This is a genomic window from Pandoraea iniqua, assembly GCF_902459685.1.
GTDB classification, from domain to species: Bacteria; Pseudomonadota; Gammaproteobacteria; order Burkholderiales; family Burkholderiaceae; genus Pandoraea; species Pandoraea iniqua.
The window spans coordinates 19,017-32,834 of sequence record NZ_CABPSF010000009.1; the positions used below are offsets into that span (position 1 = coordinate 19,017).

15 protein-coding genes are annotated in these 13,818 nt (G+C 64.5%); 6 read left to right on the top strand and 9 right to left on the bottom strand.

The window, feature by feature from the left end:
- The first annotated feature begins 22 nt into the window (after positions 1 to 22).
- The 6 genes from flgG to flgL all read left to right on the top strand — a co-directional run bounded on the left by flgG (position 23) and on the right by flgL (position 7,071).
- A complete protein-coding gene (flgG, locus tag PIN31009_RS23845) occupies positions 23 to 805 on the top strand; it encodes a flagellar basal-body rod protein FlgG (RefSeq protein WP_058376553.1) in 783 nt (260 codons plus the stop codon).
- 51 nt (positions 806 to 856) lie between these two features.
- On the top strand, positions 857 to 1,585 hold the full coding sequence (locus tag PIN31009_RS23850) for a flagellar basal body L-ring protein FlgH (RefSeq protein ID WP_150682522.1): 729 nt from the start codon (positions 857 to 859) through the stop codon (positions 1,583 to 1,585).
- 86 nt (positions 1,586 to 1,671) lie between these two features.
- Positions 1,672 to 2,805 carry a flagellar basal body P-ring protein FlgI gene (locus PIN31009_RS23855; RefSeq protein ID WP_150683368.1) on the top strand — a complete coding sequence of 378 codons (1,134 nt, stop codon included), beginning with the start codon at positions 1,672 to 1,674 and terminating at the stop codon, positions 2,803 to 2,805.
- Position 2,806: 1 nt separating this feature from the next.
- A complete protein-coding gene (gene flgJ / locus PIN31009_RS23860; RefSeq protein ID WP_150682521.1) occupies positions 2,807 to 3,685 on the top strand; it encodes a flagellar assembly peptidoglycan hydrolase FlgJ in 879 nt (292 codons plus the stop codon).
- A gap of 144 nt (positions 3,686 to 3,829) precedes the next feature.
- The gene (gene flgK / locus PIN31009_RS23865) at positions 3,830 to 5,818 is read left to right on the top strand and encodes a flagellar hook-associated protein FlgK (protein ID WP_150682520.1); all 1,989 of its coding nucleotides are present in this window, start codon (positions 3,830 to 3,832) and stop codon (positions 5,816 to 5,818) included.
- 17 nt (positions 5,819 to 5,835) lie between these two features.
- Positions 5,836 to 7,071: a flagellar hook-associated protein FlgL gene (flgL, locus tag PIN31009_RS23870; RefSeq protein ID WP_150682519.1), complete on the top strand. Its 1,236-nt coding sequence runs from the start codon at positions 5,836 to 5,838 to the stop codon at positions 7,069 to 7,071.
- 113 nt (positions 7,072 to 7,184) lie between these two features.
- Here flgL and fliR read toward each other — a convergent pair whose 3' ends face one another.
- The 9 genes from fliR to fliJ form a co-directional block, all read right to left on the bottom strand.
- Positions 7,185 to 7,976, bottom strand: a complete 792-nt coding sequence (gene fliR, locus PIN31009_RS23875; protein ID WP_150791767.1) for a flagellar biosynthetic protein FliR — start codon at positions 7,974 to 7,976, stop codon at positions 7,185 to 7,187.
- A 45-nt stretch (positions 7,977 to 8,021) separates the two neighbouring features.
- Positions 8,022 to 8,291: a flagellar biosynthesis protein FliQ gene (fliQ, locus tag PIN31009_RS23880; RefSeq protein ID WP_058376547.1), complete on the bottom strand. Its 270-nt coding sequence runs from the start codon at positions 8,289 to 8,291 to the stop codon at positions 8,022 to 8,024.
- A 16-nt stretch (positions 8,292 to 8,307) separates the two neighbouring features.
- Positions 8,308 to 8,994 carry a flagellar type III secretion system pore protein FliP gene (fliP, locus tag PIN31009_RS23885; RefSeq protein WP_140413304.1) on the bottom strand — a complete coding sequence of 229 codons (687 nt, stop codon included), beginning with the start codon at positions 8,992 to 8,994 and terminating at the stop codon, positions 8,308 to 8,310.
- Positions 8,995 to 9,083: 89 nt separating this feature from the next.
- Positions 9,084 to 9,689 carry a flagellar biosynthetic protein FliO gene (fliO, locus tag PIN31009_RS23890; protein ID WP_246185828.1) on the bottom strand — a complete coding sequence of 202 codons (606 nt, stop codon included), beginning with the start codon at positions 9,687 to 9,689 and terminating at the stop codon, positions 9,084 to 9,086.
- A 38-nt stretch (positions 9,690 to 9,727) separates the two neighbouring features.
- Positions 9,728 to 10,165, bottom strand: a complete 438-nt coding sequence (gene fliN, locus PIN31009_RS23895; protein WP_150682517.1) for a flagellar motor switch protein FliN — start codon at positions 10,163 to 10,165, stop codon at positions 9,728 to 9,730.
- Complete coding sequence (gene fliM, locus PIN31009_RS23900; RefSeq protein ID WP_058376544.1) at positions 10,165 to 11,163, bottom strand: flagellar motor switch protein FliM; 999 nt, start codon at positions 11,161 to 11,163, stop codon at positions 10,165 to 10,167. The genes fliN and fliM overlap by 1 nt, the downstream gene beginning before the upstream one ends.
- A 7-nt stretch (positions 11,164 to 11,170) precedes the next feature.
- The gene (gene fliL / locus PIN31009_RS23905; RefSeq protein ID WP_058376543.1) at positions 11,171 to 11,653 is read right to left on the bottom strand and encodes a flagellar basal body-associated protein FliL; all 483 of its coding nucleotides are present in this window, start codon (positions 11,651 to 11,653) and stop codon (positions 11,171 to 11,173) included.
- A gap of 234 nt (positions 11,654 to 11,887) precedes the next feature.
- Complete coding sequence (locus tag PIN31009_RS23910) at positions 11,888 to 13,348, bottom strand: flagellar hook-length control protein FliK (protein WP_150791768.1); 1,461 nt, start codon at positions 13,346 to 13,348, stop codon at positions 11,888 to 11,890.
- Between the two features lie 17 nt (positions 13,349 to 13,365).
- A complete protein-coding gene (gene fliJ, locus PIN31009_RS23915; protein ID WP_150791769.1) occupies positions 13,366 to 13,818 on the bottom strand; it encodes a flagellar export protein FliJ in 453 nt (150 codons plus the stop codon).

Sequence of the window (13,818 nt, forward strand, 5' to 3'; positions counted from 1 at the left end):
CGTACACGGGGAGAAACACCAAATGATCCGTTCGCTCTACATCGCTGCTACCGGCATGAACGCCCAGCAGACGAACATGGACGTGATTTCGAACAACCTCGCCAACACCAGCACGAACGGCTTCAAGAAAGGCCGTGCGGTGTTCGAGGACCTGCTGTACCAGACCATTCGCCAGCCCGGCGCCCAGTCGTCGCAGCAAACGCTGCTGCCGTCGGGCCTGCAACTGGGTACCGGTGTGCGTCCGGCCGCGACCGAGCGCATCTTCACGCAGGGCAACCTGACGTCCACCAGCAACGCGAAGGACGTGGCCATCAACGGCGACGGCTTCTTCCAGGTGCTGATGCCGGACGGCACGACCGCCTACTCGCGCGACGGCTCGTTTCAGGTCGACAACAACGGCCAGTTGGTGACGGCGTCGGGTTACCCGATTCAGCCGGCGATCACGATCCCCGCCAACGCCCTGTCGCTGACCATTGCGCGCGACGGTACGGTGTCGGTGACGCAGCCGGGCAGCACGGCCAACGTGCAGATCGGTACGTTCCAGCTCGCCACGTTCATCAACAACGCCGGCCTGCAAAGTCTGGGCGAGAACCTGTACGCCGAGACGGCCGCGTCAGGCGCGCCGAACGTGGCACAGCCGGGCACCAACGGCGCGGGCGTGCTCAATCAGAACTACGTTGAAACGTCGAACGTGAACGTGGTGGAAGAACTGGTGAACATGATTCAGGCGCAGCGTGCTTACGAAATCAACTCGAAGGCCGTGACCGCGTCCGATCAGATGCTCCAGCGTCTGACGCAGATGTAAGTGGCGCTTGCCGCTATCGTTGCCGTCAGACTCGTGTTCAGGAAAGCCGAGATGTCAGTTCAGTCAGCCAAATCGACCGATTCAGTTACTCAACGTACCGCAAGCCCGGCGCGGTTCCTCGCGCTGATGGCCGCCGTCGCGTTGAGCGGTCTGGCCGGCTGCGCCTACGTACCGCAAGAACCGGTGGTGCAGGGCCCGACCACCACGCGTCCGCCGCCCCCGCCGATGGCGGCCGATCCGGAAGGGTCGATCTATCGCCCGATCTACTCGAACCGGCCGCTGTTCGAAGACCGCCGTCCGCGTAACGTCGGCGATATTCTGACCATCACGATCAACGAGAACACGGCGGCCAGCAAGAATTCGGCCGCCAACACCAGCCGCGCCGGCAGCGGCTCGCTCGCGCTCAATCAGATGCCGGGCGTCGTGGGCGGGGTGTTCAACAACCAGAGTCTGGATGCCAATGGCGCGAACAAGTTCGACGCCAAGGGCGCGGCCAACGCCAACAACGTGTTCTCGGGGCAGATCACCGTGACCGTGATGGAAGTGCTCGGCAACGGCAACCTGACGGTGGCCGGCGAGAAGCAGATCGCGATCAATCAGGGCACGGAGTACATCAAGTTTTCGGGCGTCGTCAGCCCGCAGACGATTTCGGGCGCGAATACCGTGCCTTCGACGCAGGTGGCCGATGCGCGCATCGAATACCGTGGCAAGGGCTACATCAACGAAGCCGAAACCATGGGCTGGCTGCAACGCTTCTTCCTTAACGTTTCGCCGTTCTGATGTCGATCATGTCGTCCCTGCCGCGCCGCGCGCACGCTTCCCGCCAGTCTGGCCAACACGCTGGCCCGCGTGCTCACGCTCACCCGATGGCGAAGGCGCTTGCTCAGGTGCTCGTTAAGGCCCTCGTCGTCGCGGGTGCCGCCGGCTTCGCGATGCTCGCGCCCGGTGCCGCCCATGCGGAGCGCCTGAAGGAACTGGCCTCGATTCAGGGCGTGCGCGACAACCAGCTGATCGGCTACGGTCTCGTGGCCGGCCTCGACAACTCGGGCGACCAGACCACCCAGACGCCGTTTACCGTGCAGAGCATGACGAACATGCTCTCGCAGCTCGGTATTACCGTGGCGCCCGGTACCAACATGCAGTTGAAGAACGTGGCGGCGGTGATGGTGACTGCCACGCTGCCGGCGTTCACGCGCCCGGGTCAGCCGATCGACGTCGTCGTCTCGTCGATGGGTAACGCCAAGAGCCTGCGTGGCGGCACGCTGCTCATGACCCCGCTCAAGGGGCCGGACGGTCAGGTCTACGCGCTCGCGCAGGGCAACCTGCTGGTGGGCGGCGCTGGCGCGTCGGCCAACGGGTCGAGCGTGACGGTCAACCAGCTCGCGTCGGGCCGGATTCCGAACGGCGCGATCGTCGAGCGCAGTGTCCCGACCGCCATGGGCGGCCAGCCGGGCACCATTCAGATGGAATTGAACGCCACCGACTTCTCGACCGCCCAGCGCGTGGTCGATGCGGTGAACCGCCGCTTCGGCTACAGCACGGCGCAGGCGCTCGATGGCCGGGTGATTCTGCTGCGCACGCCGACCGATCCGTCAGCGCGGGTGCAGTTCCTCGCCCAGTTGGAAAGCATTGAAGTGAAGCCGGACAACTCGGCAGCGCGCGTGATCATCAACGCCCGCACCGGTTCGGTCGTGATGAACCAGAACGTGACGATCCAGCAGTGCGCCGTGGCCCACGGCAACCTGTCGGTGGTGATCGACACGCAAAACAATGTCAGCCAGCCGGCGCCGTTCTCGGGCGGGCAGACGGTGGTGGCCCCGAATTCGCAAATCTCCGTGCAACAGGAGAACAACGCGCTCAAGCTGGTCAAGGCGGGCGCGAACCTCGCCGACGTGGTCAAGGCGCTGAACTCGCTCGGCGCAAGCCCGGCGGACCTGATGTCGATTTTGCAGGCCATGAAGGCCTCGGGCGCGCTGCGCGCCGATCTGGAGATCATCTGATATGGCGGACGGCAACCGACTCGCTGGCAAGAACCTGCCCGACCTGACGCAGCGTGCGACCTACGACATGCAGGGCCTCACCGCCCTGCGCGCCGCCGCGCATCAGCAGACGCCGCAGGCCACCCAGCAGGCGGCCAAGCAGTTCGAAGCCGTCTTCACGCAGATGATGATGAAGAGCATGCGCGACGCCACGATGTCCGGCGGCCTGCTCGGCAGCGATCAGGAAAAGATGTTCAACGGCATGCTCGACGACCAGCTTGCCCAGCAACTCGCCTCGCACAAGGGTATGGGGCTGGCCGACCTGATGCTCAAGCAGCTCGCCCAGACGGGTACCACGCTGCCGCCCGCCGCCATGGGCCGCCAGCAGTCGTTGCAGGGCCGTGCCTACAACTCGGCCGACGCCATCGGCGTGGCCGACGGTGCCCCGGCGGTCGCGGGCGAATTTGTCGACCGTATGGCCTCGGCCGCACAGAGCGCCAGCGCGCAAAGCGGTATCCCGGCACGCTTCATGCTGAGTCAGGCGGCGCTGGAGTCCGGCTGGGGCAAGCGCGAGATCCGTCGCAGCGACGGCAGCACCAGCCACAACGTGTTCGGCATCAAGGCGGGTAAGAACTGGACCGGACCGACGGTGGAGGTCGCCACTACGGAATATGTGGGCGGCCAGCCGCGCAAGGTCATGGCCAAGTTCCGCGCGTACGGCTCGTATGACGAGGCGTTTGCCGACTACGCCAAGCTGATTTCGAACAACCCGCGCTACGCGCAGGTGGTGGCCAGCGCCAACGACGCGGCAAGCTTCGCCAACAACCTGCAACGCGCCGGTTACGCGACCGACCCGCAGTACGCCAACAAGCTGATGAAGATCATGAAGCACTTCGCCTGAGGCGAAGTGGCTGCTCAATCTGCCTAAATTTTAGGCAAAACCGGCCGGGCCTCAATATTGCTGCCAGGCTGCCGTAAACACATCGGTAACGGTGCGCGAACGGGCTTTCCCGTGGGACGCGCCTCCAACTCAAGCCGCGAGATCATGAGCCTAATCAATATTGGCATGAGCGGGCTGAACGCCGCCCAGTTCGCCCTCAACACCACCGGCAACAACATCTCCAACTCGGGGACGGCCGGCTACAACCGACAAATCGTCAGCTACACCCAGGCGGACAGCCAGTTCGCGGGCGTGGGCTATATCGGTTCGGGCGTGCTGGTGAGCGACGTGTCGCGGGTGTACGACCAGTTTCTGGCAGGTCAGGCCAATCAGGCGCAGACCCAATACAGCCAGCTCAACACTTACTACCAGCAGATCTCGCAGATCAACAACGCGCTGGGTAGCTCGACGACCGGCCTGTCGGCCTCGATGTCCTCGTTCTTCACGAACTTGCAGACCATCGTGACCGCGCCGAACAACTCGGCCACGCGCGCCACGGTCATCTCGTCGGCCCAGACGCTCACGAGCATGTTCCAGTCGCTCTCGGGGGCGCTCTCGTCGCTGCGTACGGCCGTGAACGGCAATCTCACCCAGTCGACCGAACAGATCAACACCTACGCCAAGCAGATCGCCACGTTGAACGACGCGATTCTGCAAGCACAGGGCAATGGCGGCGGCGTCACCCCGAACGACCTGCTCGACCAGCGCGATCAGGCGGTAGCCAGCCTGAACGCTATCGTTCAGACGAACGTCGTGAAGAATTCCGACGGCTCGTACAACGTGTTCGTGGGCAACGGCCAGTCGCTCGTGATGGGCAACTCGGCGTACCAGATGACCACGGTGCCGTCGACGAGCGATCCGTCGCAACTGACCGTCGCCTACGTGTCGCCCAACGGCACCAAGATCCCCATTCCGGAATCGTCGATCACCGGCGGCTCGCTGGCCGGTCTGCTGTCGTTCCGCAGCGGTGCACTCACGCAGGCGCAGAACTCGCTGGGCCAGATCGCGCTGTCGCTGGCCGGCACGTTCAACGCACAGAACCAGCTCGGTCTGGATCTGTACGGCCAGATGGGCGGTAACTTCTTCACGGTGCCGAGCCCGACGATCATTGCGAACACCAGCAATTCCGGTTCGGCGACGCTCAACGCGTCGATCACCGATGCCTCGAAGATCACGGCCAGCGATTACTCCGTGACCTACGACGGCACCAACTACACCATGACGCGCCTGACCGACGGCGCCAAGTGGACGGCAGGTGCGCCGGCGACGCCGGGCGCGCCCCTGAATTTCCAAGACAGCAGCGGCGCCGCGTTTGGCGACGGCTTCAAGGTCACGGTGGGCAACATGGCCGCCGGCGACAGCTTCACGATTCAGCCGACCCGCAACGCCGCGCAGAACATCGGCGTCGCGATCACTGACCCGGGCAAGATTGCACTGGCCGCACCGGTCATCGCCTCGGCAGGCAGCAGCAACGGCGGCTCGCTCAAGGTCGATCAGGGCTCGGTGGATGCTAACTACCTGTCGAACGTGCTGACGGGGCCGGTGAACTTCACGTTCAGCAAGAACGCCACGACCGGCGCGCTCACGCTCGTCGCACCGTCGCCGATGACGGTGACCGTCAACGGTGTGACGACCTCCTACGCCGCGGGCGATACCGTGCCGTACGACGCCACCAACGGCGCCAAGATCACGATGGGCGGTGTGACCGTGAACGTGAGCGGCACCCCAGCCGACGGCGACAAGTTCACCATCGCCCCGAACACCTCGGGCGCGGTGACCGACAACCGTAACGGTCTGGCACTGTCGGCGCTGCAAAACGACAAGACCAAAGTGGGCGGCTCGCAGAGCTACACGTCGGCGTACGCCAATCTCGTGTCGTATGTCGGTTCGACCACGAACACCTACAAGGCGACCAGCGCCGCGCAGCAAACGCTGCTGCAACAGGCCCAAGGGGCCCAGCAATCGAATTCCGGCGTGAACCTCGACGAAGAGGCAGCCAACCTGATCAAGTATCAACAGCTTTATCAGGCCAACTCCAAGGTCATTCAGACAGCGTCGTCGTTGTTCGACACGATCCTGCAAATGGTCAACTAAGGGCAGGAGACAGCGCCATGCGAATCAGCACCAACATGATTTACGATCAGGGCCTGCGCGCAATGAGCCAGAACACCTCTGATCTGCTCAACACGCAGCAGCAGCTCTCGTCGGGCCTGCGCGTGACCACGCCCAGCGATGACCCGGTGGCATCGGCCCAAGCCGTGGCCGTGTCGCAGAACAACGACATGAACTCGCAGTACTCGGCGAACCGGGCTTCGGCGACGACGCAGCTGCAACTCGAAGACTCGACCTTCGGCAGCATCATCAACACGCTGCAACACGTGATGTCGCAGGTCGTAACGGCGGGTAACCCGTCGCTCAACGACAGCGACCGCAACACGATCGCCACCGACCTTCAGTCGAGCTTCCAGCAACTGCTCTCGCTCGCGAACACGACCGATGCCAACGGTCAGTACCTGTTCTCGGGCTTTCAGGGCAACTCGGCGGCCTACGTGACGTCGGCCACGGGGGCGTCGTATGCCGGTGACGCCGGTGTGCGCTACGTGCAGGTCAGCCCGAATCGTCAAATCGCGATCAACGACATCGGTTCGAGCATTTTCCAGAGCATTCAGCCGGGCACGGCGGGTGCGCTGATCACGGGCAACAGCAGCAATCAGGGCTCCGCCACGTACAAGCCGGTCTCTACGACCGACGTGACCAACCCGGGCGCGACCCATCAGTATCAGATCAGCTTCGCCGTCGACAGCACGACTACGCCGCCGACGACGACGTACACCGTCAAGGATCAGACCGACACGACGGTGCCTGACGTGACGGGGGCGTACACGGCTGGTCAGCCGATCACGTTCGGCGGCAAGTCGGTGACCTTCAACGGCGTGCCGGCCAATGGCGACAACTATCAGGTGCAACCGGCGAACAAAGCCAGCACCAACGTGTTCGACAACCTGCAAGCGCTGATCAACACACTCAAGACGCCGCTCAGTAGCGCCGGCCAAGCGGGGCAGTCTAACCTTTCGAACGCGCTGACCACGTTCAGCGAGATGTTCAGCAACACGTACGACAACGTCACGACGGTGCGCACGACGGTGGGCTCGCGCATGAACGAGCTGACGGCGTTGAACAATATCGGCGACAGCAATTCGCTGAACTATCAGTCGCAACTGGCCGACCTGCTGCAAGTCGACTGGAATTCGTCGGCGACCAAGTTTGCGCAGTTGCAGGCCGCATTGCAGGCGTCGCAGCAAAGCTTCCTCCAGACGCAGAAGCTCTCGCTGTTCAGCTTGCTGTAAGCGACACACGCAGCGTGGGCGGCGCAAACGCGCCACCACGCCGTCGCAGGACGACACGGGTCACCGGCATTGCCGCGTGGCCCGTTTGTTTTTCGGGGGAGAGGTGCGGCCGTTCAGGCCTTGGGGACGAACGCTGCGGTGGCGCGGATCATCATGTCCACGCCGATCGAGGTGAAGTGGTCCATCACCGGCGCAATGCGCGGCATCATCAGTTCGAGCACGAAGAGGCCGACGGCCAGCGTGAGCGGAAAGCCCACGGCGAAGATGTTGAGCTGCGGCGCCGCGCGGTTAAGAATGCCGAGCGCCAGATTGCAGATCAGCAGGGCTGCCACCAGCGGTAACGAGAGCATCAGCGCCAGCGTAAAGAGCTGCCCGCCTAACGACGCCAGATACTGCCAGCCGCCTGCCGAGATCGGCGTGCCCGAGATCGGCAGCACCGCAAAGCTCTGGACGAGCGTGGCGTACATCACCAGATGGCCGTTGGTGGCGAGAAACACCAGCATCGCCACCACGTTGAGGAACATGCCGAGCACGGCGGTGCTGCCGTCGCTGTTCGGGTTGAGCAGCGTGGCGAACGACAGACCCATCTGCAAGCCCACGAAGTCGCCCGCCATGCTGATCGCCGAGAACACGATCTGCATGCACCAGCCGAGCGCGGCGCCGATCATGAGCTGCTGCGCCAGAATCCACAACCCTTCCCACGAGAATGGCGACACGGCCGGCATGGGGCCGAGCATCGGTGCCAGTGTGAGGGCGACGATGCCCGCGAGGCCGATCTTGACCGTCGCCGGCACCGCCGAGTCGCCGAAGAGCGGCGCGCTCATCGTGAGCGCGAGCAAGCGGACGAACGGAAACAGAAACGCCGCAATGACGCCCGAGAGCTGGTCGTAGGTGAAGCTGATCAAGGGACGAGGGAGAGGGCGGCGTGCCGTGGCATGACTCGGCCCGCCTTAGCTGACGAGGCCGGGAATGCCGGTGAGCAACTGCTTCATGTAGTCGACCATGAGGTTGAGCATCCACGGTCCGGCCACGACCAGCGTGATGAACACGGCCAGCAGCTTCGGAATGAACGACAACGTCATTTCATTGATCTGCGTAGCGGCCTGAAACAGGCTCACGAGCAAACCCGAGACGAGTGCGACGAGCAGCAGCGGGCCAGCCAGCAACAGCGTGACTTGCATGGCCTGATGGGCCAGCGCCATGACGGTTTCCGGAGTCATTCGGCGTGCCTCCCCGCTACATGTTGAAGCTCTGGGCCAACGAGCCCAGCAGCAGTTGCCAGCCATCGACCACCACGAACAGCATCAGCTTGAACGGCAGCGACACGGTGGAGGGCGAGACCATCATCATCCCCATGGCCATCAGCACGCTCGCGACCACCAGATCGATGATCAGGAACGGGATGAAGATCGTGAAACCGATCTGGAAGGCCGTTTTCAACTCGCTCGTGGCGAAGGCCGGCACGAGAATGCGCATCGGTACGTCTTCCGGGCCGTTCATCGGCGGTGTCTTGGCCAGCTTGGCGAAGAGCGCGAGATCGGCTTCGCGGGTCTGCTTGAGCATGAACGCGTGGAACGGCTTGGCACCGGTGTCGATGGCCTGTTCGAAGCTGATCTTGTTGGCGGCGAACGGCTGATAGGCGTCGGTGTACGCCTTGTCGAACACCGGCGACATCACGAAGAAGGTCAGGAACAGCGCCAGTCCGATGAGAATCTGGTTGGGCGGCGAGGTGGTCACGCCGATGGCGTGACGCAGCAGCGAGAGCACGATGATGATGCGCGTGAAGGCGGTCATCATCAGCAACATCGCGGGCAGGAAGCCCAGCGATGTGAGCAGCAACATCGTCTGCACGGACAGCGAATACGTCTGTCCGCCGCCCGGGGCGGGCGTGGTGGTGAGCGCCGGCAGGGTGGCCTGTGCCATGGCCGTGCCCGGCAGGGCGACGGCGCAGAGCAATGCCAGTCCGAGCGCCAAGCCCAGTTTCCACTCGGCGGGCAGCCAGGCACGAGACATCAGGAATCCTTTTTCATCGATTCGCGCAGCTTTTGCGCAAAGGCTTGCGCGGCGCGGTTGGCCTGCGCACCCGGATGCGGGCCGCTCGGCGTGGCGGGCAGGTCGGCGACGCGCTGGGCGTCGATGGTGTGCAAGGCACGGACTTGCCCCGGGGCAACGCCCAGTACCACCCAGTCACCCGCAACTTCCACCACGACCACGCGTTCGCGCTGGCCCACGGCGGCGCTGCCGACAATGCGCACGTTGCCGCCACCCAGCGGGCGTTGCAGGCCGAATCGTTTGGCGAGCCACGCCAGCCCGAAGAGCAGCGCGAGCACGAACACGAGGCCCAGCCCGGTCTGCACGATGCCGGCGCCGCCCAGACTCGGCACGGCCGCCGCTTGCGACGCGGTGCCTTGCGCGTGCGCGGCGTTCGCCATGAGCAGCGTGGAGGCAGTGAAGGCAGTGAAGAGACTGAATGGGAGGCGGAACAGACCGGCGAGACGTGCCGGGCAGGAGGATGCGCAATCGGCCGCAATATCGGCCGCAATACCAGCTGTGATGCCGCAGGAGCGTGCGCCCGGCAGCCACGCTCGCGGCTTCGCGAGCGCTGCTGCTTGTGCCAAGGCGCGCCTCACGGGCAGGCCGTGGACTTTCGTTGCAATCATCGGTTGAGCTTACGGATGCGTTCGGATGGCGTGATGATATCAGTCAGGCGAATGCCGAACTTGTCGTTCACGACCACCACTTCGCCTTGCGCGATGAGGCAGCCGTTGACCAGCACATCCATCGGCTCACCGGCCATGCCGTCGAGTTCCACCACCGAGCCTTGTGCCAGTTGCAGCAGGTTCTTAATGGCGATCTTCGTGCGGCCCAGCTCCACGGTCATCTGCACCGGGATGTCGAGAATCAGATCGATGTCGTTATGCGTGGCGCCTGCCGGGTTGCCGGCGGCCGCTGCGAGCGGCTGGAACACGGGCGCGGCTGCCGGGGCTGCGGCGGCGGGTGCCGGCTCGGCCGCGGTCTGCTCCGCCATGGCACTGGCCCACTCGTCCGCCATGGCCTGGGCGTCGTCACCGGGCGTTTGAGGGGTATCGCTCATCACTCGTTGTCCTTCGTGTAATCGCTATGCGAATGGTTGATCATCTGGTTCACGCGCAAAGCGTATTGACCGTTGAAGACGCCGTAATTGCAATGCATGACCGGCACGCCGTCGACCTTGGCTTCGAGCAGCTCGGGCACGTCGAGCGGAATCACATCGCCCACGCGCATGTTGAGCAGCTGCGAGAGCGTCATGTCGATTTGCGAGAGGTTGGTCACGATTTCCACATCGGCGGCCTGCACCTGCTGCGAGAGCAGCCGCACCCAGCGCTTGTCGACTTCGAGCGTCTCGCCTTGCAGCGGGCTCGAGAGCTGGTCGCGCAGGGGCTCGATCATCGAGTACGGCATGCAGATATGGAATTCGCCGCCGACCGAGCCGAACTCGATATCGAACGTGGTGGTGACCACCACTTCGTTGGGCGTGGCGACGTTGGCGAACTGCGTGTGCATTTCGGCGCGCACGTATTCGAATTCGACCGGATGCACCGGCTTCCACGACGCGCCGTAGTTCTCGAACACCAGATCGAGCAGGCGCGCGATGATGCGCTGCTCGGTCTGCGTGAAGTCGCGCCCTTCGACGCGGGTATGGAACCGGCCGTCGCCGCCGAACAGGTTATCCACCACGAGGAACACGAGGTTCGGATCGAACACGAACAGGGCCGTGCCGCGCAGCGGTTTGATGTGGACCAGATTGAGGTTGGTCGGGACGGGCAGGTTACGGATGAACTCGCTGTACTTCTGCACGCGCACCGGGCTGACCGAAATTTCGGCGCTGCGGCGCATGAAGTTGAACAGCGCGATGCGGAACAGGCGCGAGAAGCGGTCGTTGATGATCTCGAGCGTGGGCATGCGCCCGCGCACGATGCGCTCTTGCGTCGCGATGTTGTATGGACGGATGCCGGAATGATCTTCCGACTCCGACCGGTCATCCTGTTCGCCGGTGACACCCTTCAGAAGGGCATCGACTTCTTCCTGCGACAGGAACTCCTCATGCGCCATGAATCACTCACTGAATTACAAACGCGGTGAACAGCACTTCGCCCACAGCCTGTTGTGGCATGTTGGCCGCAAACGGTTGCGCGACCAGCGTGCGGATTTCGCTCGCCAGACGGCGCTTGCCGTCGATCGTGGCCAGGTCCTGCGGCTGCTTGGACGAAAGCAGCAACAACACGCGGCTACGCACTTCGGGCATGTGCTGCGTGATGCGGGCCTGCGTCTCGGCGTCTGCCACCTTGAGCGAGAGACCGATATGCAGGTAACGCTCGCCGTCCTCGCCCGACAGGTTCACCGTGAACGGGTCCATACCTACGAACACGGGCGGCGGGGGCGGCGGCGGCGCTTTGGCCGTCTCGTTGTGTCCGGTCAGCAGATACACCGCAGTCGCCGCGCCGGCGGCGGCCATCAATGCCACCGCGACGATCAACAGGATCCATTTGCGCATACCTCCCCCCGAGGGAGCGGCCGCTTGCGTGGGTGCGGGATTTGCCATGTATTCGCCTGCTATTGGGTAATGATTGTCGGCCAACCCGCCACCGGGTGATCGGCCGAAAAGAAGGGACAATCGCGTCTAACTCGCGTCTTTGTCTTAACGGCAGAAAAACCCGTGTGCTTTAGGGTAATGCGGCGTCGCGTCGCGCAATGACTGCACTGCGAACACACCGCAAACCCTTATGCTGCGCGGGCCGAAGCCCAATTTGAAGGGGCTCGGCTAACTCGGCGAATATCAGGCGAACGTATCTACCAAGCCATTGGAGACGCGCACCGGCACGCTCACGGTCGTGGCGGCGAGCGAAGCGTCGTCCCCCTGACCGAAGCCCGGCAGGCCGCGCCCATTTCCATTCCCGCTGCCATTGCCGCCACCGTTGCCGTTGGCACCCTGTTGGGCAAAGGCTTGCTGCTGGGAGCTGTCGGCGCTCACGGAGGCATTCCCCAACGCGATGCCGTTGTTCGCGAGACTTTCGCGCAGTTGCGGCAGAGCGGCCTGCACCGCGTCGCGCACGGCGGCGTGTTGCGAGACGAACATCGCCTGCGCCGAGTCGTTGGCCACGTTCAGCACGACGTGCAGCGGGCCGAGATCGGGCGGGTTCAGGCTCAGTTGCGCCGTTCGGGCGTGTGCCGACGACAGCCACACGACTTGCTGCGAAAGCTGGTTGTTCCAGTCTTGCGTGCCGACGCGTGCATTCAGCGCCAGCGTGGCCGGCAGACCGGCCTGTGCCTGCAACTGCGGCTGGGCATCGACGGCTGATGTCGTCGCCTGCGCGGCTTGGGCGGCGGCCTGATTGGCGACCGTGGCGGCCTGTGCGGCAGCGTCGCGCCCGCCTTGCGATGCGGCCATCGCATCGACCAGACGCTGCGTCTGCGCGTCGGCGCTGACGACTGGCGTCGCAGGGGCTTTGGCGTCGGTCGCGGCCGGTTGTGCGCTGGTTTGCGTGGCGGTGGCGTTCTTGGCGAGGGCGTCGAGCGACAGTCCGCCGGTCTTGGCGGGCGTCGCTGCGGTGCCGACGCCAGCGCTCGTGCTTGCCGGGCCAGCCGGGGCCTTCGTATCAGCCGTGGCCGTGGTGCTTGCCGTGTCTGCGGTACCGACCGGCGGCTGGCCGGTCAGTTGCGCGGCGCCGGTGGCTTGCAGCGCGCCGTTCACGGCGGCGGCAATGGCGGCGCCGGTACCGGTACCCGGCTTGCCGTCAGTCGCGCCATCGGTGGCCAATGCGGCAGCGGCGGCTGCGGGCGGCGGCGGGGTCAGCGGCGTACCGTTCATGGCGGCCAGTGCGACAGCCAGCGCGGCGGCGGCGGCCGGATCGGCCGGTGCGGCGGTGCTGGCCTGCGCTTCGTCGTCGCCGTCTTTATCGTCGTCTGCCGATTTGGACGGTTGCGTGGGCTTCTTCGACGCCGCAGTCTGGCCGGTCTGCCCAGCCTGCGCCGTCGTGTTGTTCGCGTTGTCCGTCGACTTGGTCGAGTTGTTCGACGACTGCGACTGCTGCGTTTGTGACTGCGACGCGTTGTTGGTGTTGTTGTTGCTCACCGGCGTCGGCACGGTCTGGCGCGTTTGCTGCTGCGAGAGCACGGCCGAGAACGGCAGCACGCCGCTATCGGTGCTGGAACCGGTGCTGGATGCGCCAGCGCGGCTCGCGGCATTCGCGGCCTGCGAGGCGCCTGCGGAATCGGGCAGGAAGCTCAGAATCGACATGATGACTCCTATGTCCTTCAGATCGGTGATTCGGCACGGCGGCGCAGGCTGCGCGCGGCGTACTCGTCGTTTTCTTTCTGCTCGCGGCGTGCCACCCGCAAGGTCGTGCGGGCCTGTTCGCGCGAGGCGAGCGTGCCGAAGGAATTCAGGCGGCGCTGCTGGGCCTGCCATTCACGGCGGGCCGCGGCGAGACGCTCTTCCGCTTGTTCGAGCAGCATGGTCTGCTGGCCGATGGCGGTGTCGAGCGTATCGATGAACTGCTGGAAGTTGCGCCAGTCGCAACCGGCCATGCCTTGAATGGTGGCCGTTTGCATGCGCGTGCGGTACTCGTGGCGGTACTGACGCAGGGCTTCAAGCTGGCGTTCGACGTCCGCGCGCTGGGTCTGACGCTCGCCCAGCAGGCGTGCGGCTTCGTCGACGTCCTTCTGAGCCAGTTCGATCAGGAGTTTCAGGGGCAGGGTGGAATTCAT

What these genes read in the sequence shown, in the direction of transcription:
- fliQ (WP_058376547.1), bottom strand. Translation starts at nt 8,291, where the DNA reads ATGACTCCGGAAACCGTCATGGCGCTGGCCCATCAGGCCATGCAAGTC.
- PIN31009_RS23910 (WP_150791768.1), bottom strand. Translation starts at nt 13,348, where the DNA reads ATGTCGATTCTGAGCTTCCTGCCCGATTCCGCAGGCGCCTCGCAGGCC.
- fliJ (WP_150791769.1), bottom strand. Translation starts at nt 13,818, where the DNA reads ATGAATTCCACCCTGCCCCTGAAACTCCTGATCGAACTGGCTCAGAAG.
- flgK (WP_150682520.1), top strand. Translation starts at nt 3,830, where the DNA reads ATGAGCCTAATCAATATTGGCATGAGCGGGCTGAACGCCGCCCAGTTC.
- flgG (WP_058376553.1), top strand. Translation starts at nt 23, where the DNA reads ATGATCCGTTCGCTCTACATCGCTGCTACCGGCATGAACGCCCAGCAG.
- PIN31009_RS23850 (WP_150682522.1), top strand. Translation starts at nt 857, where the DNA reads ATGTCAGTTCAGTCAGCCAAATCGACCGATTCAGTTACTCAACGTACC.
- fliN (WP_150682517.1), bottom strand. Translation starts at nt 10,165, where the DNA reads ATGAGCGATACCCCTCAAACGCCCGGTGACGACGCCCAGGCCATGGCG.
- fliL (WP_058376543.1), bottom strand. Translation starts at nt 11,653, where the DNA reads ATGGCAAATCCCGCACCCACGCAAGCGGCCGCTCCCTCGGGGGGAGGT.
- PIN31009_RS23855 (WP_150683368.1), top strand. Translation starts at nt 1,672, where the DNA reads ATGGCGAAGGCGCTTGCTCAGGTGCTCGTTAAGGCCCTCGTCGTCGCG.
- fliP (WP_140413304.1), bottom strand. Translation starts at nt 8,994, where the DNA reads ATGGCACAGGCCACCCTGCCGGCGCTCACCACCACGCCCGCCCCGGGC.
- flgL (WP_150682519.1), top strand. Translation starts at nt 5,836, where the DNA reads ATGCGAATCAGCACCAACATGATTTACGATCAGGGCCTGCGCGCAATG.
- flgJ (WP_150682521.1), top strand. Translation starts at nt 2,807, where the DNA reads ATGGCGGACGGCAACCGACTCGCTGGCAAGAACCTGCCCGACCTGACG.
- fliM (WP_058376544.1), bottom strand. Translation starts at nt 11,163, where the DNA reads ATGGCGCATGAGGAGTTCCTGTCGCAGGAAGAAGTCGATGCCCTTCTG.